General features: G+C 39.3%; 15 protein-coding genes. 6 read left to right on the top strand and 9 right to left on the bottom strand.

The window, feature by feature from the left end:
• From KF872_09950 to KF872_09935, 4 genes are read right to left on the bottom strand one after another with little or no spacing between them, the layout of a single operon-like run.
• Positions 1–1,542 (bottom strand): twitch domain-containing radical SAM protein, encoded by a 1,542-nt coding sequence (locus tag KF872_09950; protein ID MBX2903867.1) that lies wholly within the window; start codon positions 1,540–1,542, stop codon positions 1–3.
• Positions 1,539–3,554 carry a hypothetical protein gene (locus tag KF872_09945; protein ID MBX2903866.1) on the bottom strand — a complete coding sequence of 672 codons (2,016 nt, stop codon included), beginning with the start codon at positions 3,552–3,554 and terminating at the stop codon, positions 1,539–1,541. The genes KF872_09950 and KF872_09945 overlap by 4 nt, the downstream gene beginning before the upstream one ends.
• Positions 3,555–3,585: 31 nt before the next feature.
• Positions 3,586–5,349 carry an asparagine synthase (glutamine-hydrolyzing) gene (gene asnB, locus KF872_09940; protein ID MBX2903865.1) on the bottom strand — a complete coding sequence of 588 codons (1,764 nt, stop codon included), beginning with the start codon at positions 5,347–5,349 and terminating at the stop codon, positions 3,586–3,588.
• Entirely contained in the window at positions 5,350–6,522 is a 1,173-nt protein-coding gene (locus KF872_09935; protein MBX2903864.1) for a UbiA family prenyltransferase, read from the bottom strand.
• A 202-nt stretch (positions 6,523–6,724) separates the two neighbouring features.
• Between KF872_09935 and KF872_09930 the strand changes: the two genes are divergently transcribed.
• Complete coding sequence (locus KF872_09930) at positions 6,725–8,917, top strand: glutamine synthetase III (GenBank protein MBX2903863.1); 2,193 nt, start codon at positions 6,725–6,727, stop codon at positions 8,915–8,917.
• Between the two features lie 26 nt (positions 8,918–8,943).
• Here the strand turns inward: KF872_09930 and KF872_09925 are convergent, their stop codons facing one another.
• Positions 8,944–9,966 (bottom strand): hypothetical protein, encoded by a 1,023-nt coding sequence (locus KF872_09925; GenBank protein ID MBX2903862.1) that lies wholly within the window; start codon positions 9,964–9,966, stop codon positions 8,944–8,946.
• 241 nt (positions 9,967–10,207) lie between these two features.
• Between KF872_09925 and KF872_09920 the strand changes: the two genes are divergently transcribed.
• The gene (locus tag KF872_09920) at positions 10,208–11,269 is read left to right on the top strand and encodes an efflux RND transporter periplasmic adaptor subunit (GenBank protein ID MBX2903861.1); all 1,062 of its coding nucleotides are present in this window, start codon (positions 10,208–10,210) and stop codon (positions 11,267–11,269) included.
• Positions 11,270–11,280: 11 nt separating this feature from the next.
• Here KF872_09920 and priA read toward each other — a convergent pair whose 3' ends face one another.
• The gene (gene priA, locus KF872_09915; protein ID MBX2903860.1) at positions 11,281–13,731 is read right to left on the bottom strand and encodes a primosomal protein N'; all 2,451 of its coding nucleotides are present in this window, start codon (positions 13,729–13,731) and stop codon (positions 11,281–11,283) included.
• 40 nt (positions 13,732–13,771) lie between these two features.
• Positions 13,772–14,461, bottom strand: coding sequence for a 16S rRNA (uracil(1498)-N(3))-methyltransferase (locus tag KF872_09910; protein MBX2903859.1), 690 nt, complete (start codon positions 14,459–14,461; stop codon positions 13,772–13,774).
• Positions 14,462–14,622: 161 nt separating this feature from the next.
• Here KF872_09910 and KF872_09905 point away from each other — a divergent pair, with 161 nt between their 5' ends.
• Genes KF872_09905 through KF872_09895 form a run of 3 tightly spaced genes read left to right on the top strand, consistent with a single transcriptional unit; the run spans position 14,623 to position 18,552 of the window.
• Positions 14,623–17,649 carry a hypothetical protein gene (locus KF872_09905; protein MBX2903858.1) on the top strand — a complete coding sequence of 1,009 codons (3,027 nt, stop codon included), beginning with the start codon at positions 14,623–14,625 and terminating at the stop codon, positions 17,647–17,649.
• A gap of 9 nt (positions 17,650–17,658) precedes the next feature.
• The gene (locus KF872_09900) at positions 17,659–18,159 is read left to right on the top strand and encodes an asparaginase (protein MBX2903857.1); all 501 of its coding nucleotides are present in this window, start codon (positions 17,659–17,661) and stop codon (positions 18,157–18,159) included.
• A 12-nt stretch (positions 18,160–18,171) separates the two neighbouring features.
• Positions 18,172–18,552 carry a lipocalin family protein gene (locus KF872_09895; protein ID MBX2903856.1) on the top strand — a complete coding sequence of 127 codons (381 nt, stop codon included), beginning with the start codon at positions 18,172–18,174 and terminating at the stop codon, positions 18,550–18,552.
• A gap of 152 nt (positions 18,553–18,704) precedes the next feature.
• Here the strand turns inward: KF872_09895 and panB are convergent, their stop codons facing one another.
• Positions 18,705–19,520, bottom strand: coding sequence for a 3-methyl-2-oxobutanoate hydroxymethyltransferase (gene panB / locus KF872_09890; protein MBX2903855.1), 816 nt, complete (start codon positions 19,518–19,520; stop codon positions 18,705–18,707).
• A 243-nt stretch (positions 19,521–19,763) separates the two neighbouring features.
• On the opposite strand from panB, the gene KF872_09885 reads away from it, so the two are divergent.
• A complete protein-coding gene (locus KF872_09885) occupies positions 19,764–21,878 on the top strand; it encodes a hypothetical protein (GenBank protein MBX2903854.1) in 2,115 nt (704 codons plus the stop codon).
• Positions 21,879–21,902: 24 nt separating this feature from the next.
• Here KF872_09885 and KF872_09880 read toward each other — a convergent pair whose 3' ends face one another.
• On the bottom strand, positions 21,903–22,790 hold the full coding sequence (locus KF872_09880; protein ID MBX2903853.1) for a hypothetical protein: 888 nt from the start codon (positions 22,788–22,790) through the stop codon (positions 21,903–21,905).
• Between the last annotated feature and the right edge of the window lie 53 nt (positions 22,791–22,843).

Raw genomic sequence — 22,843 nt, 5'->3', positions numbered from 1 at the left:
TTAAAACTGAGTACTCAGCAACAATTTCATTTGTTGAATATCTAATGCAATTAAATTTTCTGCAAGCACCTTTGGCGAAGCCTTGGCCATTTGTACTAAGATAGTTTCGCGCATGGCATGGTTATTTATAATAGATGCAATCTCCGAGGCTTTTGCAGTATCTACATTATCTCCTGCTTCCCTTTTCATATAATACACAAAAACTTCTTCTAAATGTTCCGGTGGCGTAAGCACAAATATATTCGTGATTTCATTCAAAAAATCCACTTCTTTATTTACATAACCTTGTTGGGTCATTGCATCTAAAGTTTCAATTTTACTAAAGAGCAACGGCAGCGACCATACTATATCTTCTTGTTTTTCGTAGGTGGATTTTTCAAAAGAATAGTGTTCGTTTTCTACAATAGGTGTTTGCATTTTTTCTTGCAACCAGCCGTGCAATAATTTCACAAAATCATTATATGCCTTAATGCTTAAATTCTTGGGCGATTTAGGGTTCCCCTTTATTTCCGGTACGGGTTGGTTTTCTAAATATGCAATCACCTCTTCTAAATACACTTTCGATTGCTCTTTCAGCGATAACTCAGCTGGTGAAAAAACAGCATTAAAATACAAAGCTATTTCCTTCTCTATACAGAAATTGAGCATTGCAGGCAACTCTTTCCAATTGTAAATAATGGGGCATGATGCAATAGAAATAAATGTGTGCTTACGTTTGGTATAATCGCGCAAATACTCTAAGTTTTCCATTACTTTTTTAAAGTTTCCATTCACTCTTATTTTCTTGTATGTATCCTCTGTAAGCGAATCTATGGACACAATTATGCCTGCATTTAAACCTTCCAACAAATCTTTTATTCGATTGTTTAGAATAGTACCATTTGTGGTAATATGTATGCGTACAGCAGGGTTTATCTTTAAAATTCGCTCCCAAATTTTCAGATAAATTTCAATCATAAATGGCTCCCCACCTAAGAATTTAGCATCAGTTAAGTGTGGAATAAACTCTTCTAACTCATCCACAAATTTATCGTTGTAAGGTGTTTTTACAGGAGGCAAATTTTCTCTGTTTTTGCGAATACTCGAAGAGAAATAACCATTGCACATTACACACTCTAAATTGCATTCATTGCTAAGTTCAAACTCTAATACTTTTGGATAATTTATGTGCCCGTTTAGTTTGTTTCTAAAATAATGTATGCGAGAGGAAAGATTGTTGGGCGCATACTCATCTGAAGAATTTGCGCGGGCACCTTGGTAATTTCCGGCAATAATCATATTGCCGCATTCTGTGCAACCGCCTCCCAACTCGTTGTTGCGAATATGCTTTCGCAACTCAACGGCCTGCGTACCTTCCCAAATTTCTTTTATGGTTTGCTTGGGCCATGTACCAAGCACATCTTTAAAATTATAGCAGCAGGCTCTAACATTTCCATTCTGTTCAAAATTTAAGTTTACAAAAGGAGCATGGCATACTATTTTCTTGTACGTATTGCTGCGCGAGGCTGCATAGCTGCTTAACACTTGTTCATTTAATTTCATAACTCCAACTTTTGAAACACTCTAAAAAAATTCCGTTTTGCTTTTCTAACTAATGAATGAAAAACAAGTTCATTTAATTTCTTCTTAAACGCTGAAGTGGGAATAGTAAAAAGACCATACGACTCCAGTAATTTTGCCAATTGGCTATTGTGATAAAAATTGTACTTATCCAACTGCTGGCTGCGCCATTCTTCGTTTTGCCAATGTATAAAACGCCATTCTTGCGGAATAACTTCCATACCAAAAACAAATCTTCCGGTATCGTCCCATCTATCTTGGTTGCTGCAATTTTCTACAATATAGCCACTCAAATGTAAGCGTTCAATATTTCGATTTAAAATATCAATTGGTTTATGCCAATCTGTATTGTGTTCATCTACTTCACTCAGTGCTTCTTCATAACATAGCTTCATGAGTAAACTTCCTTTGGGGCATTTCATTACATTGCCCACCACATTTAAGTTATGGTGCTTTCTGAAAAAATAGGGCGCATCTGTTTCAAATGGCTTCAAACAGCTAATATCCATATCTACCCACCAACCTCCTTTATCAAACAATAGTTTATACCTAAAAATATCGCTAAAGCCTGCCACACTTCCTTTTCCATGCCCAAATTGGCTCTTATGCTTATAGCTAAAAACCTTTTCTTTCGGAATAATCTCGTTGGCATCGCCTAACTGCAAGCCATTAGGCAGGGTATTTTGTAACGGCTCATACACCCACAATTTAAACTCATGCCCCTTTGCAATAAATGAATGAATAGTAAGCAACTCCAAAGGCGATAATTTATTACCAATCCACAACCCATGCACAGTTGCAGGCGGAGCCTCCACACTTAATCCTGTATGTGCTTCTATTGCCTGCCAAACATCCCATTCGTGATCTGCCCAATGGTGATACACATGTATAAAACATGGTTCTATTTCATCCTCTTCTGCACTTACATTGAATCTTAAATTACCTAGGTGTTGTGTATCTTTTTTACTGTAATCTACAATTAAATTAAACTGGCGCGGCAGCATGGCATGTGTTTGTAAACTCAGCTCCCAAACAGTAGCAATCAACGTGCCTTGGTCGCGCACTCGCCAATAAGGAAGAGAAAATATTTCTATTGTTTTTTTATGCCAACGTTCAAGAAAGTCTGCGCTTTCATCATTGAATAAAAACACCCCTCCATTCCAATGTTGCCAATGGCGATCTGCCACTTCTATACCAAACTGCTCCTTAATTGCATCGTGTAGATGATTGCACTGCGGGTGGTCATACACATCTATACCGTCTCGCTTCCAAACATGAGGAACAGAGCCGTACTTTCGATAAGGCGAAACCTCCTCAATATCTGGCATACGCTTTTCATACAGTATAGGTTCCCCCTCTTTATCAACCCAAACACCCTCTCCTTTTAAGAAGAAAGCATCGTTATGCAGTTTAAATTTCTGCTTACTCAAATTAAATTTAAACGAAATCCATTGATAACGTAATTTCTGTTCCTTTATATCAGCCAGCAACTGTTTTAGCTGCTCCTTCTTCTCTAAATTTTCCGGTTTCCTTTTTTGCTTTTCATAACGCTCCAATAGTCCATTCAATTCCGTTTCCCACTCCTTAAACCGCTCCTTGCAACCACAATTCAGTGCCTCCGGACTAAATTGGTTGCTCAAACAATGATCGGGAGCAAAAACAATGGGCGCCTTAAAGTGATTAAAAACAGCATCCACCTTATTGTTTAACGCCACTACATCGGTATCTAAGTAGCAATACATATTGCCCTTGGGAAGAAACTTGTGAATACCCGTTTTTAAATAAATACTTGCCTGATGATGGCTAAAATTTTCAGGTGTTTTTACATCTATAACAGCATCATGAATAACAGGAGTTTCATTGCGGGCACTATCGGTTAGTACTACTATTTTGCTGGCAGAATACTTCTTTAATGCTGCCAGAGAAAAGTGTAGCGTATCTATATGTTCTTTACCTCCACATACTACAAATACAAATACATTTTCGTTCGCCATTACCTTCTTTCTAATTTTACACAATTTACTGTTACATCCACTTTCTATACCACATTTCCATTACTGCAATCTTCCAAAGCCGCCAGCTATCATTTGTTTTTAGATATTGCTCTACTGCCAATTTATTCAGTAACTTATCTCCTACCAACCTTGAATTATCTAATACCGTGCGATACCAATCTATGTTTTGGTAATAGACATCGGGCCCCACAAATCCTTGCTTCTTTCTATTTAAAATTTCCTGAGGCAACACCTCTTTTAACTGCTCAAAAAGCAAAACTTTAGTTTGCTCAGGGTGATGATACACTGACGATGACAGGCTAAATATCTTTTCAAACAACGTATGATGTAAGAATGGCACTCGCACCTCCAAACTATTTGCCATACTGGCACGGTCTATCTTTGCAAGCACCAATTCGTTCATAAAGCATTTTACATCCATGTATTGAACAGCTTTAAGTGGAGGCAACTCCTTACGATATTGCGCTGCATAAAACCAATCGCTGTTGGCACTTATATAGGAATGTAAATTGGGGTGCAACAAATAGCGCTGTTCTGCAGTATCCATGCGTCCCATTGCCATTGCATTAGCATAGTACTCTACCGTAAATGGATTGCGATGCTTCTCAAAAAAGTACTTTACCTTTTGCTTAAAGCTAAGAGGAGTAAACTGGCGCTGCCAAGTGTATCCCACAAAAATTTCATCGCTACCCTCGCCACTCATTACAGCTTTTACTTTCTGCGATGCAACCTTACTTACCATGTAAGTTGGCAGTGTAGATATATCTGCCAATGGCTCATCGTACACCCATGCCAAATGCTCCAGTAAATCTAAATGTGCATTGTTTACGATATATGAAGTATGGTTACTATTAAACAATGCCGCAACCTGCTCTGCATATTGATGTTCGCTATTATTCCAACCGCTAAATCCAATAGAAAAAGTTTGCAGTGGATAGTTCATTTTATGTAGATAATAAACAATGGCAGAGCTATCGTAACCTCCACTTAAAAATGCACCTAAAGGTACATCGCTCACAGCATGCTGCCTTATGGAATTTTGCAACAGGTCTCCCACTTCTTCCAACAATTGCGTGTAGTTGGCAATATTATTACTGCTTTCTAAACGCCAATATTCTTTTATTGTTATCTCCCCATTTTTAAAAATCAAATAGTGTGCAGCCGGAAGTTTATTCAATTCATTCCAGATAGTACCGGGCGATGGCACATAACGATAATTAAAGTAATCTGCAAAAGCTGTATAGTTAAGTGAAAGACTAAAATTAGGCAATGCTGCAATGGCCTTTATCTCCGATGCAAATACAAACTTGCCATGTTTATTGCCATAATACAATGGTTTTATGCCAAAACGGTCGCGGGCGGCAAATAAAGTTTGCGTTTTTTCGTCCCAAATTGCAAAAGCCCACATTCCTACCAATTTATCCAACATGGCTTCGCGCCATTGTTCGTATGCATGCACCAATACTTCGCTATCGGTATTCGACTTAAAAGTGTGCCCCAACTGCCGGAGTGTTTCTTTCAGTTCACTATAATTGTATATTTCTCCATTAAATGTAATCCATATAGTTTTGTCTTCGTTACAAAGTGGCTGCCGCCCTTGCGCACTTAAATCGAGAAACGACAATCGCCTATGCCCCAACCCAACCGTAGCAGTATCGTTTATCCAAGCACCTTCATCATCGGGTCCTCTATGGCGAATAGCATCTGTCATGCAACGCAATGCTGCGGCATCTACCTTTCCATCTCTGCTAATAATTCCTGCTATTCCACACATTTATCGGCTGCTAAATTTCTTTTTACAATACTCCAATAAACTCATTTTTTCCTTTGCCAGATCTACACCTATCAACTTCATGAAAAGATAAATTGGATAGTTAATGCACATACTAAAACCATGCCGTACCGTTACAGTTACAAAGCGCACCCACCACCACCAAAATGCTTTACAGTAAAGCAGCACTGCAGTCCATGCAGTTATCAAATAAGCCGTAGGAAACAAAAACAACAAATGTAGTGGTACTAAAAAAATAAATCCAACATGCCTCAACACAAGAATACTCAACCAACTTAATGGTAGCACATATTGGTTCACATCGTCTGTAATATGGCGTGTACGCTCAATAGAGAAATAAGGTGAAGCAAACTGCACACGATTAGTCCATACCTTATACGATACCGCAACTATATACACCAGCACTATTGCAAAATGAAGTGGCAATGCAATTCCAATCATTACCAACACTCCGGTTAAAAACAACACTTCGTGAAACAGCAATATCTTAATTAAAAAAGTAGTTGCATCTACACCTAAGTGCATAGGTAAAGTTTGCATACCTGCGCGCCTATCATTAAACACATCATTTACTTGATGAATTAAAATATTCCTAAACCCAATTAAGAAAACCGCCATAGAAAACAATGGCATCCAATACGCCCACTCCTTTTGCGCATAAAGCGCATACGTGTGGTGCGACAATAGTAAAGGAATCCAATACGCATATCCGGCATCAATAAAATTAGAAACCACCGGCACCTCCTTTAACCGCGGGAATGGCAACGAATACAGTAGAAAAAAGAGCAACTGCAAACCAATTAAAAACCAAGATACACCATTCACAGGCAGCCAGCACCAAGGCACAAAAGCCAATGCCAAAGCCGCTAAAAACAGTCCTACTCGTAACAACACAGGCAAGTACGCCAGTTTATTTACCTTCCCGGCACGTGCATCGCTAGCTATATCGAAATACTCATTTATGAAATATCCCAAAGCTGCAAATCCAACTGTTGTAAGCAATGAAAGCAATACCAAAAAAACACTGCTGCTGTTCAACTCAATTGCAAACCAACTCAACCATAGATATACACAACCCATGATGAATGGTACAAAACTCAAACGCCAGTCGCGTGAGCGCGATACAACAGAAAGTTGGTAAAAAATTGCCTTCACAAGAACGTTGTAAATATAGGTTTACTTACAACAATGCTCCATTCTATTTCTCACAAAAACACAATAAACAAATTAAACAAATTTATATTTATTACTTTTTACTACAAACACACATCTTTTTTAGCCAAACCAATGAAATAAAAATAAAATTTTGGGATTTTCATTAGAAAAGTAGATTTGCACCGCAAAAAAACAACAAAAAATGTTCACAAACAGAAAAAAAGCTGTAGAAACAGTAGTAAATCGCGAGTCGGTAAAACCGCGCTTAGAAGGAAGTAAAGTTTCAGAGTATTATGGCACCAACGTATTCAACGATAAAGCCATGCGCGAATACCTGAGCGATGACGCCTACAAAGCAGTAAAAGAAGCAACCCGCACAGGTAGCAAAATTAGCCGTGAAATGGCAGATGCCGTTGCCGCAGGCATGAAAGTTTGGGCTATTAAAAAAGGTGCAAACTCTTACACACACTGGTTTCAACCACTTACAGATTTAACTGCCGAGAAACACGAAATGTTCTTTACGCCAAAAGGAGAAGATGCCATTGAAGTATTTGGTGCAGATGCATTGGTACAGCAAGAACCCGATGCTTCTTCATTTCCAAGTGGTGGTATTCGTGCAACTTTTGAGGCAAGAGGTTATACAGCTTGGGATCCAACTTCACCGGCATTCATTATGGAAATTGGAGACGGCAAAACACTTTGCATTCCAACTATTTTCATTTCATACACTGGCGAAACACTCGACTATAAAGCACCACTTCTAAAAAGCACCGCATTCCTTGAAAAAGCAGCATTACCTGTAGTACACCTTTTCGATAAAGATGTAACTAAAGTTACTGCAACATTAGGTTGGGAACAAGAATATTTCTTAATAGATGAAGCATTATTTTATGCCCGCCCAGACTTAATGGCAACAGGCAGAACCTTACTGGGTGCATCATCTGCTAAAGGACAACAATTAGAAGACCATTATTTTGGCAGCATTCCTGAAAGAGTATATGCTTACATGCTCGATTTAGAAGTAGAATGCCACAAATTAGGCATACCGCTTCGCGCACGGCACAACGAAGTAGCACCATCTCAATTTGAATGTGCTCCAATGTTTGAAGAAGTAAGCGTAGCCGTAGACCACAACCAATTGCTTATGGATTTAATGGAGCGCGTAGCTCGCAGACATAAATTGCGTGTGCTACTTCACGAAAAACCATTTGCAGGCATAAACGGAAGCGGCAAACACAACAACTGGAGCATGAGCACCGATACCGGAAAAAACCTCCTCAGCCCGGGCAAAACACCTAAAACCAACTTACTATTCCTTACGTTTTTTGTAAACGTATTGAAAGCCGTAAGCGAATATGGCGATTTAATACGCACATCTATTGCATCTGCCAGCAACGACCACCGCTTAGGCGCCAACGAAGCTCCTCCGGCAATTATTTCTGCATTCATTGGCTCTTACATGACCAATGTTTTAAATGAAATTGAAAAACGGGTTGCCAAAGGAAAATACGATGAACTGGCAAACGCTTCCTTAAAATTAGACATCCACAATAAAATACCGGATGTATTGCTCGACAATACCGACAGAAACAGAACTTCTCCTTTTGCATTCACAGGCAATAAGTTTGAAATACGCGCTGTGGGTTCATCGGCAAACTGCGCTTCCAACATGGCTGTAATGAACACTATTATGGGCCAACAGCTTACCGATTTTAAAGCCGAAGTAGATAAACTAATGAAAGATGGCGAAAGCAAAGAAGGTGCTATTATGCGCGTTATTCGCCAATACATTACCGATAGCAAAAAGATTTGCTTTGAAGGAGACGGCTACAGCGAAGCATGGGAAAAAGAGGCTAAAAAACGCGGCTTAAGCAATGTGAAAACAACTCCTTATGCACTCGACTTTTTAAAGGTGAAAAAATACAAGGACTTGTATATCAAAAACAATATCCTTAATGAGCGCGAAATAGAAGCTCGCTATGAAGTTGAAAACCATAAATATGTTGTAAAAATAGACATCGAAGCCGATACTTTAGCCGATATTGCAATAAACCAAATTATACCTGCAGCATTGGAGTATTCAAATAAACTCATTACCAACGTACAAGGTTTAAAAGCAGTTGGCGCACCTGCAACCGTAAGCAAAGCGCAAAAAGAATTGGTAACATCTATTGCAGAAAAAATCAATACAATTAAAACAAACGTAGATAAGCTAAATACAGCATTGGCAAACGCACACAAAGTAAAATCTACGGCAGATGAAGCTAAGTACTACTGCGACAAAGTAAAACCTGCCATAGAAACATTAAGAGCAGAAATAGATGCTATCGAAGGCTTAGTGGACGATTCTGTTTGGCCACTTCCAAAATACAGAGAAATGTTGTTTATGAAATAAACAGCACCAACACACATTACTTCAGTTTAAGGATGAACCGGCACCGGCTGCCGGTTCTTTTTCTTTTTAAGCAGTCTATTATCTATGGTAAAAGTTAAACCAACATTAAAACTAAACGCACTAAAATTGGCAGCCCTGCGCAATTCCTGACGAGGAGCATCTTCATTTACATTATTAGTTGAGTTAGGCACCTTTCTTGTTTTACCAAATGCAGTGGTATTGCTGTTTTCATCCAATCTATCTACAAATTCCGTAACCTTACTAAAAGTACTGTAAGTAGGAATCATATCATTGGTTTCGCCATTAAACGTAAGATTGTACTTGGTAATAGTTGTAGTACCCGAGCGCACAAAAAGATACTGCCCTGCCACTTCACCAAATATTCTAACCCATTTTGTAATGTTATAGCCCACACCTGCCGAAGCATTAAAACCAACAGAAACAACCGATTTCGTTTCGGTGCGGATTTGAGCCGATGCCGGCATCTTTGTTTTCAAAAAATCAGTACTTTGAATATCTAATTCATGCACCGTAGTTCCCCAAACCGGCAACACAATTGCAAAGCGACCATAAGGCACTACTTTGGCACTTGGCTTACAAGCATTAAACCTTGCAGAAATACTAGTACTTATGCCATGAGACCATGTGGTTGAATTTATCCGCACCTTGGGACCCAACACTACATTATCATCATAAATAGAAGTACCTCTACTTTTTTGAGGCACAATAGTGGTCATACCAAATTCAAATCCTACATACGGATTTATGAAATAACCCGCACTAAAACTAAATATCCCTCCGGTAGAATACCCTTGATAAGCATTTGACTTAAATTTTAAACTGGCACTATCGCTAATATTTTGGTTAATAAGTGGAATAATAGTACTCCCTGCCGGATCGGTACCATTAGGCTGAAAAGTAATTGCCTGCTGGGTTTGCTGCAAAGCCGGCATACTATAACCTCCTGCAACATTAAAATACAAACCCGGCTGCGCAAAACTCACAACCACCATCCATATACATACAACTGTAAGTAATCCTTTTTTCATGTTTATTCCGTTTATACTAAAGTGAAAGAAGCAAATTAGGCGGTATCGGCAAAAACAATTTTTCATGCATTAAGCTCGCCATTCATGTTAATTCAGGTTAAATGAAGAAAACCTGTATTCATTCAAAGTTTCCTTCAATGCTTGTAATACCAATACTTAGCGCCAGCAACCATAAAACATGGTACAAAGCTGGCTTCAAAAATATAGTTGAAAATAGCTTTGTTAGCAAAAAGTTTTTCAGATGAAGTCTTGGATTTTTTGGGGTTCTATTATTCTGTTTATTGGTGGCATTATTTTTTACAACAAAGTTCTAAATGCACCCAAAGCACAAGGAGGTATGATGGCAATGGGCAAGGGCGGCTCGCAGCAAGCTATGCCCGTATCTGTAATTATTGCCAAAGCAGAAAATGTAGAAAGCACCATTGATGCTACCGGCACACTTACTGCATTAGACGAAGTAGAACTAAAACCCGAAACAAGTGGCAAAATTGTACTCTTAAATATAAATGAAGGCGCACATGTAAGTAAAGGCGCATTGCTGCTAAAGATAAACGATGCCGAATTGCAAGCACAACTAAAGAAACTTCAACTGCAAAAAGATGTAGCTGTACGCAACGAAGACCGACTGAAAAAACTACTCGCCATAAATGGTGTAGGGCAGCAGGATTACGATATTGCACTAAACCAACTCAACAATATTATTTCCGACATACAATTGCTGCAAGCTCAAATAGAGAAAACAGAAATTCGTGCTCCATTTTCAGGAAAAATCGGCTTGCGCAACGTAAGCAACGGAGCAGTAATTACACAAGGCACAACCGTTGCCACTTTGGTAAATAGCGATAAGTTGAGAGTAGATTTTTTTGTGCCGGAACGCTATGCAGGTGTAGTGGCAATTGGCAAACAAGTTCAACTTGAAATAGATGGCATTGCCACGCCTATTCAGGCAAAAGTAATAGCCACAGAATCTAAGATAGACTTGGCTTCGCGCAACATAAAAGTGAGAGCCGAAATAGAAAATACCAAGCATTTAATGCCGGGTTCATTTGCTAAAGTAAAACTGAACATACAAACAGAAAATTCCATTTTAATACCATCCGGCATTGTAATTGCCGAAGCAAGGGGCAAAAAAGTAATGCGTTTCGAAAATGGAAAAGCAACACCGGTGGCAATTGAAACAGGTATAAGAACTAAAGATGCCGTACAAGTAATTTCAGGAATTACAGCAGGCGATACCATTATTAGCAGCGGTATTATGTTCTTAAAACCCAATGCAGAGGTTACTGTTTCTAAAGTTGAATAAAGCACTGCAATTTACACATCTGCATCTATTGAAACATCTACACGCTTAAACTCCTTTATCTGCTTTAACTCAATAATAGCTTCTTTTACTGCCACTTTCATTACAGCTAAAGAGCCTGTGGCTGCATGTGGCTTAATAAGCAATTCTTTTAAATAGCGATTATTTATTTTACTCACAAAAGGAATGGAGGGTCCCAACACTTGCGCTTTAATACTGCGCTTGAGCGTATTGGCTAACCAAAGCGAAGCCTGCTCCAATGCTTTCACCTCCATGCCCCTTATTGTTATCTGAATAAGTTTGGTAAATGGCGGATACAAAAATTGCTGACGCGCCACTACTTCGGTTTCAAAAAGTGCTTTAAAATCTCCTTGTTGAATTAATGCAAAAATATAGTGCGAAGGATTGGAGGTTTGAATAATTACTTTGCCGCTGTTGTCTTTCCTTCCTGCCCTTCCGCTTACTTGCGTGATAAGTTGAAAAGCGCGCTCGGCACTTCGGTATCCTGGTTGATAAATCATTCTATCGGCATCAATAATTCCTACCAAACCAACCCTATCGAAATCCAATCCTTTACTCACCATTTGTGTGCCTACCAAAACGTCAATTTCATTATTCTCGAATGCGGCAATAACACTTGCAAAACCATTCTTTGTTTTCAAAGAATCTATATCTAAACGCGCCACTCGCGCAGCCGGAAAATACTCTTGAATTTCTTCCTCTATTTGCTCAGTTCCTTTTCCGCTTATTTCTAAAGTAGCGCTTCCGCAATTTTTACATTTAGTATCGAGTTTTTCTTGATATCCGCAATAGTGGCATACCAGCTTATGCAAATGCTTATGATAAGTAAGACTTACATCGCAATGCTTACACATATACACATAATCGCACGTAACACATTGCTGAAACTCTGCATAACCACGCCTATTCAAGAACAGAATTGTCTGCTTCTTTTCATTAAGCTGCATTAGAATGGCATCTAACAATTGCTGCGAAAAATTCCCTTTTACTTCCTGCTGCTTGCGGGCAGTTTTCATATTTACCATTTCAAAGGCTGGTAAAGAGGCATTGCCAAAGCGCGTATTTATTTCTACCAAACCGTACTTGCCTCTTTGGGCGTTATACATACTTTCAACCGAAGGAGTGGCACTACCTAAAATAACTTTTGCTTGGTGCATTTGCGCTAACACAATGGCACTATCGCGTGCCTGGTAGCGCGGTGCAGGTTCTGTTTGTTTATAGGAACTATCGTGCTCTTCATCTACTACCACCAATCCTAAATTTGCAAAAGGTAAAAACAATGCAGAGCGTGCTCCCAAAAGAACTTTATACTCGCCTGAAAGTACTTTCCGCCAAATTTCTACACGCTCGTGCAGATTAAATTTAGAGTGATAGATACCTATTTCGTTTCCAAAAAATTTCCGCAGTCTGTTTATTAGCTGAGCAGTAAGTGCAATTTCGGGCAAAAGAAACAATGCTTGCTTTCCTTCTCGCACCACTTGTTGTATAGCTTCTGTGTATATAATTGTTTTGCCGCTTCCGGTAACTCCGTGTAGCAGTACAGTTTGCTTTTCTTTAAACAATTCAAGAATACTATCAAAAGCTATTTGCTGTATATCGCTTAGTGTATGGTTTTCGGCAACTTCGTTTTGCAAAATACCTAACCTAGAAACTTCCGACTTTATTTCAATAAAAATTTGCTTTTCTACCAACCGTTTAAGCACAGTTGCATCCACCTTACTTAGTTTCAGTAAGTCGCTTTTTTTAATAAAAGTAGTTTGCCTGCCGAGTTGTATGTATGCAAGCAATAATTCCACTTGCTTGGGAGCGCGCTGCAATTCTTCAAACAATTCTTGCTGTGCATCTTGGTTGCGGTAACGTTCGTGCAACCTCACAAATGTTTCGAACCGCGGTTTATACTTTTGCGAAAGTTCCTCTTTGCTAAGTGCAATACCATCGTTAAACAATCTTTGAAGTAGCTTATATACATGGCGCTTTTGCAATAAATCCTGCACATCGGGTAAACTCATTTCTTGCCTATGCCGCAATGCCTGCACAATAGAAAACTCTTCGTTGCTTAAATGTGTAAACTCGCCATCGTAATACTCGTTGTAATAAATTTTTGTTTCGCTGTTTAGTTTTAAACCACTTGGCAGTGCTGCATTCATTACTTCACCAATGCTGCACATATAGTAATCTGCCAACCACTGCCAATGTTGCAACTGCAATGCGGTAACTATTGGTTCTTCATCGGCAACAGTTTCAATTAAACGCGGCTCTACTGCTGGCTTGCTATGGTGCACCGAGGCTACTATCCCCGTATATAATTTATTGGTTTTAAATGGCACTACTACCCTATGCCCTTGCTGCACAAAGCCTACCAACTCAACAGGAATAGCGTAGGTAAAGGCATTTGGCAGTGCCAACGGCAAAATTACATCGGCATAAGTTACCAAATTACTCACCGCTCAAACGTAGTGAATTTAGAGAAGAGAACAGCATGGGCTACCTCCGCATTTTTGCAGCCACCAGTACGCCTGCTGTTTCGGTTCGTAGTATAGATGCTCCAAGCGAACATGGCACAAAGCCATATTGCGTGGCTAATGTAACCTCCGAAGATGCAAAATCGCCCTCGGGACCAATTAAAAACACCACAGAAGTGTGGCTGAATACATCACTGCTCACTTTATTAGTTGCAACTTCGCACCATGCCATAAATTTATGCTCCGGCAAATCTGCTTTCACAAACTGCTCTAGCAAAACGGCCTCATCTATTTGTGGCAACACCAATTGCTTCGACTGCTTACAAGCTGCCATTGCAGCCTTTTGCAACCGCTCTATCTTCACTTCTTTACGCTCGCTACGCTGGCAAATTACAGGTGTAATTCTACTCACACCCAACTCTGTAGCTTTTTCTACCAGCCATTCTAATCGCTCCATTTGCTTGGTTGGGGCAATAGCTATATGTAAAAAGTAATTACTGGTTTGCTCTTGTAACAAAGCCTTTACATGCACAGCCACCTCTTTCTTAGTAGCCGAAGCAATTACAGCGGAAAACAACTTTCCGTTTCCGTTAAATACATATATATCATCACCCACTTTCATCCGCAACACCAAAACGGCATGGTGCGCCTCTTGCTCGCTTAAAAGAGCCATTGTGCCAACTACCGCATCCGGGCAATAAAAAACATTCATCTTATATAGTTGTATCTATTCAAAAAGTGTAAAACAATGATAGTATGAAAACGCATGTACTTCCATTCATTTTCTACTTTCGATTCACTAAAACTCATTTTTTTAACTTTCTGTAAAATAAATTGCTGTTTTTGCGTTTTATTGCAGCCGTATTTTAAATAGTGAAGTTTAGTTTTTCTCCATATTCTGCCACTGTGTTATTGGTGTTGGCTATTTGGGCACAATCGTGTTCAACCACCAATCATGCGCCTATTCATAAGCAAGCATACCACGATATTACCTCGCGCTACAATGCTTACCACAATGCAATTGAAAAATGGAAAGCCACCATTAAAAACATTGATGCCAACCATAAAGACGATTACCGCGAAGTAATTCCCGTATTCTCCTATACCAATGCAAAAGAAACGGCCGCCTTTAGCAGCGATTGCGATGATATTGTAAAACGCAGCACCGGAGCCATACAAGCACATCCATATTCAAACTGGAGCGATGACCATTTTATTTTAATAGGAAAATCTTACTACCTGAAAGGCGATTACGAAAAGGCAGCACAAACCTTCCGTTATATTTCAACCAAATACAAAGACGGTGTAGATTATATTACCATTCAAAAAGATAGAGGAAAGAAATACAGCGATGTTGTGAAGAAGAAAAAGCCCAAGAAAGATCCCAACAAACCTGTTTACAAGGAAATAAAAAACAAAGATGGCTCCAAAGTATTAAAGGCTCAAGATAACAGACCCAAACGCAAGCTCGAAATTCACGACCCTGCACGCAGCGAATCTATAGTGTGGCTCGTAAAAGCACTTACTGCAGCCAAGCAATTTTCTGATGCCGAAGCTGTAGTGGCATACGCTAAAAGCGACAATAAATTTTACCAAGATTACGATTTGCCTCTATTGCTTGCCGAAGCAGATTTGTATGTAAAACAACAAAACTACAACGGTGCCATAGAGCCACTCGAAAAAGCACTCGAAAAATTAAAAAAGAAACCACGTGCCCGCACACGCCCTACCTTTGTTTTAGCACAATGCAACGAAGCCCTTGGCAACTATGCTGCTGCTGCAAAAGGCTATAAAGCCGTATTGAAAGCCCGCCCTTCGTACGACATGGAGTTTTATGCAAAAATTAAACGCGCTAACTTAGGACGAAGAAGCGGAGGCGGCAGCAGCGAAATAAAATCGCTATTGCTAAAAATGAGCCGCGATGGAAAGAACAAAGAGTATTTAGATCAAATCTATTACGAACTAGGAGAAATAAGTCTTTCGGAAAGCGATAAAATTTCAGCAAGAAAATATTTTAGAAAATCAGTAACGGCCAACACCAGCAACAAAGAACAACTGGCACAAACCTTCTTAAGATTGGCAGAAATTGACTTTGCAGAAGAGCAGTATGCCGCTGCAAAATACAACTACGACAGTTGCTTGCAAGCCATGAGTAAAGACGATAAACGCTACACTCAAACAGAATTTAAAAACAAAATGCTTACAAGGTTGGTTGAAAATTTGAGCGTAATTCACGAAGAAGACAGCCTCCAAAAAATTGCCCGCATGAGCGAAAGCGAGCGCACCCGATTTGCACAAAAAATTATTGCACAACGCGAAGCCGAAGAGCAAAAAAAGCAAGACGAAAAAAACAACCCTACCAGTAATTTCGACAAAACCAATCCCCTAAACAATACCAACCAAAACACCAATTCCACAGCCAGTGGCAGCACATGGTATTTCTATAATTCAACTGTGCGTGCACAAGGCTATACCGATTTTATAAAAAAATGGGGTAGCAGAAAATACGAAGAAAACTGGCGCAGAAAAGATAAGAGCAGCAGTTCCACAAACGATGAAACTACTGCCGCAGCCAGCGAAACTAAAGACACTACTGCCAACAATAAAAAAACAGAGTTAAACAAAGACGGGCTTCCACTCACCGATGAAGAGAAAATACTACAAGGCATTCCGCTCACCGAAGAAGCCATGAAAAAATCTGAAACCCGCTTGGCATTAGCTTATTACAACGTAGCAATAATCTACAAAGACGATTTGCAAAACTACAGAAAATCGCTCCGCACATTCGAAGAACTAAACACCCGCATTCCTAAACATCAATTTTTATTAGAAGATTACTATTACTGCTATCTACTCTGCAAAGACTATTTAAGCAACCTAACCAAAGCCGAAGAGTATAAAAACAAGATACTTTCAGAATTTCCGCAAAGCAAAATTGCAGCACTTTTGCGCAATGCCAATTTTATGGCAGAAGAAACACAACGCCAAAACGAAATAGACACTTACTATGCCGGAGCCTACAACGATTTTTTATCGGGCGCATTAGCTTCCGCTTCAGAAAAAATACAACTCAGCAATGTAAAGTTTAACCCCAACCCATTGCGTCCTAAATTTGAGTTATTAAACGTGCTTATTCTTGCTAAACAAAATCGTTTGGAAGACTACGTTCAAGCACTCAATAAACTTATTGCCAATACCACCGATGCCGATGTAAAGAAAACAGCAGAAGGCCTGCTTGAATCGCTCAATAATTCCGGCTTGCCTATGATAGACCTCAGCAAAAATCCGCCTCCGGCAGATACTGCAAGCACATCTTCGGCAGCCACCAACGCAAACACTGCTATTACCACACCTACTACAATTACCCAAAGCGATACCACATCAAAAACAAATACTACTGCACCGGCAATAAAACAAACCACACCAACCACTACTCCCAAAGACAGTAGCAAACCTGCGCAAGCAACTACCATAGCACCTACACCTCCTACCACTAAACCTAAAATAGATACCGTAATTTCCAATTTTGTGTTTAATGCAGACGCTCCACATCTAGTAATGCTTTTCTTTAAAGACCCATCTGTAACACAAACCCAAATTATGGCCGCTGTTGCCGCCATCAACAAGTTCAATGCCGAAACATTTGCCACGTTACGCCTTACAGCCAAGTCGGTTCTTTTAGATGAAAAAAACAAACTCATCACCATCCGCCAGTTTAAGAATAAAACTAGCGCTGCCGAATACACTGCTGCCTTTGCTGCACAACAAAGTTTAATGAAAGATATAGATCCTGCAAAATATTACTTGGCATCAATCTCATTTGAAAACTTCTCTAAATTGCTCACCGAAAAAAAGAGCGATGTTTACGAACAGTTCTATTTGTGGAAGTACGAACAATAAGCAATTCCAATGGCAATAAAGATTTTAGTAACCGGAGGCACTTTCGATAAAGAATATGATGAAATAAACGGCAAGTTGTATTTTCAAAATACGCATTTGCCGGAATTGCTGCAACTGGGGCGCTGCCGTATGGATATTGAAATAAGAACCCTCATGATGATAGACAGCCTCGACATGAATAGTGAAGATCGCGAAACTATCCTCAACTTTTGTAAAAAGAGCGAGCAAGAACAAATTGTAATTACACACGGCACAGATACAATGGAAATTACGGCACAAGTTTTAGGGCAAGCCAATTTACCCAAAACAATTGTGCTTACAGGCGCATTTATTCCAATTAAATTTGGAAGTAGTGATGGACTTTTTAATCTTGGAAGCGCATTAGCATTTGCTCAAACACTACCACACGGAGTGTATGTTGCCATGCAAGGAAAATATTTTTTATGGAACAATGTTAGAAAAAACAGAAGTTCGGGTATTTTTGAGGAAACTTTAAACAACAAAGCATAAAACATAACAAACATGAACAAACTTTTCTTCGGCATTATCGCCCTTTTACTTTTGGCAACCTCTTGCACTAAAGACCAATTGATTAAGCAATTAAAAGGCACTTACAAAGTAAACAGCTACATTAAAGACAACAAAGACGAAACCAACAGCTTTAAAGCCGAAAAACAAGACTACCGCCTCGAAATTCAAGAGTCTAATACGTTTATTGAGTCATATAACCTAAACGGACAAGTTTACCAGCAAACTACCGGACAATGGCAACTCATTAACAGCAATAAAGATTTACAATTGGTAGATGCATCTAACAATGTACGCATGTTTAACATCAAAGCCATTGCCGACAAAACAATGACACTTACCAAGGGCAACGAAGAATATAAATTTATTGAATAACAATAACTTCATTTCGCATATAAACACCGTGCGAAACGAGTTCAAATTTCACCATCCGTTTTCGGAAAAGTTTATACTCTATCAATAAAAAAAGAGATTGGCGCAAACCAATCTCTTTTTTTATTGTGCTATATCATGTTATGGAACTGCAATTAGTATTGTTCGTTTTCGTTAGGAAAATCGCCACGTTTCACATCTTCTACATAATGCTCCACGGCTTCTTTTATTTCGTCAAATAAATTAAGGTAGCGCCTTAAAAAACGAGGTTTAAATTCCTGTGTAATTCCCAACAAATCGTGGCTTACCAATACTTGTCCATCGGTACCGTTTCCTGCGCCAATGCCAATAGTTGGAATAGAAATACTCTTAGAAACTTTCTGCGCCAAGGCAGCAGGAATTTTTTCCAACACTAAAGCAAAGCAGCCAATTTTATCCAAGAGGTAAGCATCTTCCAACAACTTTTTTGCTTCTGCTTCTTCTTTAGCCCGCACAGTATAAGTACCAAATTTGTAGATACTTTGCGGTGTTAATCCCAAATGCCCCATTACAGGAATACCGGCAGTAAGAATACGCTCCACGCTCTCGCGAATTTCAGCACCACCTTCTAACTTCACGGCATGTGCTCCTGCCTCTTTCATAATTCTAATGGCGCTTTCCAATGCCAAACGCGAATTGCCTTGGTAATACCCAAATGGTAAATCTACCACTACCAATGCACGTTTCACACCACGCACCACGCTAGCAGCATGGTATATCATTTGATCCAGCGTAATAGGCAATGTAGTTTCGTGTCCGGCCATTACATTACTTGCAGAATCGCCTACTAAAATCACATCTATTCCGGCAGCATCAATAATGCGTGCCATACTAAAATCATAAGCTGTAAGCATTGAAATTTTAACGCCTTCGTGCTTAAACTCATGCAATGTATTGGTGGTAATTCGCTTAATTTCTTTATGAACACTCATGCCCTAATGTTTTATGCAATAATAGTTTCTTAATTTGAAAAAAGAGCCTAATGCCTGGCGCTTCTTGATAATTTTCCTCCTATAATAACTACAACTCAAAATTCAATTCAACTCCGGCTTAGTATTTTCATAACGCTTCTTGCATTGCTAAAGCTACACAATAAAAAAAACAAACAACCTGCATAAAGTTCAGTTTGTATCTTGTAGCACTATTTGCTATTTACGCTCCCTCAAAAAAAAGTATTGAACACAGGAATATATTTTGAAGCTGCATGGTATTGGTTGCCACTATGTTTATTGCTGGGAGCCGGCTATGCTGCTTTGTTATATTTTAAAGAAAAGAAGATTGCGGCTGCTGCCCAAAAAAAGCAGGCTGCGATAGTAGCAATGGCACTGTTTCGTTTTGCAGCCGTTAGCATTATTGCCATTTTGCTCATGGGACCTTTCTTAAAAATGAGGTTCTCGAAAACGCAAAAACCAATTGTTGTTTTACTAAACGACAACTCAGAATCTGTTAGCAACAGCTTTGCTAAAGGCGATTCCGCATTATTGCAATCTCAGTTAAATTCAATTAGCAAAAAGTTATCTGAAAAATACGAAGTGCTGCACTACAATTTCAACAGCACCATTTCTGAAAACAACAACTTTGCATACAACGGAAAAACAACCAACATATCGAGCGCACTCACCGAAATACAAGAGCGCTTCCTAAACCGAAACTTAGGAGCAGTAATGCTTGTAAGCGATGGTATTTACAACCAAGGCGAAAATCCTATCTACACCACACAAGATTTTAACGCCAATATTTTTACGGTTGCCTTAGGCGATACTACATTACAACGCGATTTAAAACTGGCAGAAGTACTCCACAACAAAACAGCCAATATTACAGAGCAAATTCCACTAAAAATTAGCACCGAAGCTACCAACCTACAAGGAAAAACTACCGAACTTAAAATAGAAGAAATTCAAGACTCGGCAAGTGCCATACTTAGGTACAATAAAATTGTAACGCTGGGTTCGCAGCAAAATTTCCAAACTTTTGATGTATTGCTTCCTGCTTCCAAAGCCGGAGTAGTGCGCTATCGTGTTTCGCTTTCGCACTTAGATGGTGAAGTTACTTACCGCAACAATGTGCGCGATATTTTTATTGAGGTATTAGAAAATAAAGAGCAAGTACTGCTTGTGTTTAATTCACCTCATCCCGATGTGGCAGCATTAAAAACCGCTATTGAAACCAACAAATCTTTTTCGGTAAAAGCTGTTGCCGCAAGCGATTTCGCAGAGCCGCTAAACGGCTACAGTTTAATTATTGCATACCAATTGCCATCGGTAAAAAATAGAGCCAGCAATTTGTTTGCTAAAGCCAAAGAGCTGCACAAGCCTATATTGTTTATTCTAGGAAGCCAAACAGCATACAACGATTTAAAACAATGGCAAACCGTAATAGATGTAAATGCCTCGGGAAACAAGTTAAATGAAGTAACGGCTAACTTCAATACAGCATTTTCGCTCTTTACCTTACAAAGCTCCACCACCGAAGCCCTTTCAAAATTACCACCATTATCGGTTGCCTTCGGCAACTTTAAATCTACTGCGGGCAGCAGCGCATTCTTGTTTCAAAAAATAAATCATGTAAGCACCGATTTCCCGCTCATTGCTTTTAATGAAGAAGGTGAAAGTAAGCAAGGTTGCATTGCGGGAGAAGGAATCTGGCGCTGGCGACTCTACGATTTTCTTCAAAACAAATCGCACCAAGCCACTAACGAAATTATTACCAAAACAGTACAATTGCTTAGTACCAAAGCCGATAAACGACCATTTAGAGTAAGCACTCCTAAAAATATTTTTAATGAAAACGAACAAGTAACTTTCGATGCACAGCTTTTTAATTCCAATTACGAAGCGGTAAACCAGCCCGATGTGGCACTTACACTTAAACATGCAGAAGGCAATACCTACAACTTTAACTTTGCACGCACACAAAACGCCTATAATCTAAACACAGGCAACTTGCCTATTGGCAATTATACTTACACAGCCAAAACCTCTTTAGGTGGAAAACAATTTACCGCATCGGGTAAGATAAGTATTAGCCCACTGCAATTAGAAACAGCGCGCACCCGTGCCGATTACGAACTCATGATGCAACTTGCAGCCAAGCACAACGGCAAAACTTACTCCTTGCAAACCATGCCAACTGCCGCCAACGATATACTAGCTTTAGATACCGCAAAGCCAGTTATTTACGATTCTTATTTAACCGAAAACGCCATTAACCTACAATGGATATTTGCACTACTGGTGCTGCTCTTTTCAGCAGAATGGTTTACAAGAAAATATCTGGGAGCGTATTAAAAAAAGTTCAGAAAACAATAGTTGCTACTCTAAGCCAACCTCCATTTTCAACTTCTTGCGCTTGGCTTCTTTCGCCCGGTTTTCATAGAAATAGAAGGCTATAAAACCAACCAACATGGCAAGAATCAACAAGTTTTCGAACCAATGCTCCAATGGATGAACCCATATTTCTTTAAACAAATTCCAACGCCCAATTACCTCCACAAAATTCCAAAATATAATTACGGTAGGAATGGCATATCGGATGGCATAATCTAACTTGCTAATTTTAATAAGTTTCAGCATTAAGTAAAACGACCAAAACAATGAACCAAATGCCACAATGTAGGTTGCAGGATGGTCGTCTCCGGCAATATCTTTATCGTACACCAAAAGCAATACAATATAGAATGTCCACAGCAGCATAATTGTTTCAATAAACGTAATCATTGCCAATGGCTTAAAATGCGCGTCCGAAAGTTTTAAATGCTTCTTTAACTTAAACGCATGCTGAAACCAGTTAAAGAAAGTGCAGCGATTTTGCGTAAACAAAAACAACAGTATAAATGCCAGCAAAAGCCCCAGCGAAGACATCATTACCAAATACTCGGGATTAGTAACCACTTCTCCGTTTTCTACCAACCCGGGAATTTCCAGCTTCTCTGCAATCCACATAAACGAAAATTCTATCCACCCGGTCCACACCAAAATACCGCCTAGCAAACCGAGTATGGTAGCCAATGCATTCTTCTCATTCTTTACAATTCCTACCGTAAGCATTATTAAACCCAACACACCAATAGAAAATGCACCTAAATACTTATGCTCTACCAACACACGCTCATTCAGTACCATAAGCGCATGCCCAAACGGCATTAAAAACAGTACAATTAAAAATGCAATTACACCAACTTTAAATGAATTCAACTTCATGAATAATAATTATGCCGCAAATATATTGTTTAGAATCATTCTAAATAATAAAA

Source organism: Chitinophagales bacterium (genome assembly GCA_019638515.1).
Classification (GTDB): domain Bacteria; phylum Bacteroidota; class Bacteroidia; order Chitinophagales; family LD1; genus UBA7692.
The sequence above is the reverse complement of the archived record's forward strand: the minus strand, read 5'-3'. Positions and strand labels throughout refer to the sequence as shown.

Excerpts from the sequence above, each read along its gene's own strand:
- KF872_09950 (MBX2903867.1), bottom strand. The coding sequence starts at position 1,542 with ATGAAATTAAATGAACAAGTGTTAAGCAGCTATGCAGCCTCGCGCAGC.
- KF872_09945 (MBX2903866.1), bottom strand. The coding sequence starts at position 3,554 with ATGGCGAACGAAAATGTATTTGTATTTGTAGTATGTGGAGGTAAAGAA.
- asnB (MBX2903865.1), bottom strand. The coding sequence starts at position 5,349 with ATGTGTGGAATAGCAGGAATTATTAGCAGAGATGGAAAGGTAGATGCC.
- KF872_09930 (MBX2903863.1), top strand. The coding sequence starts at position 6,725 with ATGTTCACAAACAGAAAAAAAGCTGTAGAAACAGTAGTAAATCGCGAG.
- KF872_09925 (MBX2903862.1), bottom strand. The coding sequence starts at position 9,966 with ATGAAAAAAGGATTACTTACAGTTGTATGTATATGGATGGTGGTTGTG.
- KF872_09920 (MBX2903861.1), top strand. The coding sequence starts at position 10,208 with ATGAAGTCTTGGATTTTTTGGGGTTCTATTATTCTGTTTATTGGTGGC.
- KF872_09910 (MBX2903859.1), bottom strand. The coding sequence starts at position 14,461 with ATGAATGTTTTTTATTGCCCGGATGCGGTAGTTGGCACAATGGCTCTT.
- KF872_09900 (MBX2903857.1), top strand. The coding sequence starts at position 17,659 with ATGGCAATAAAGATTTTAGTAACCGGAGGCACTTTCGATAAAGAATAT.
- KF872_09895 (MBX2903856.1), top strand. The coding sequence starts at position 18,172 with ATGAACAAACTTTTCTTCGGCATTATCGCCCTTTTACTTTTGGCAACC.
- panB (MBX2903855.1), bottom strand. The coding sequence starts at position 19,520 with ATGAGTGTTCATAAAGAAATTAAGCGAATTACCACCAATACATTGCAT.
- KF872_09880 (MBX2903853.1), bottom strand. The coding sequence starts at position 22,790 with ATGAAGTTGAATTCATTTAAAGTTGGTGTAATTGCATTTTTAATTGTA.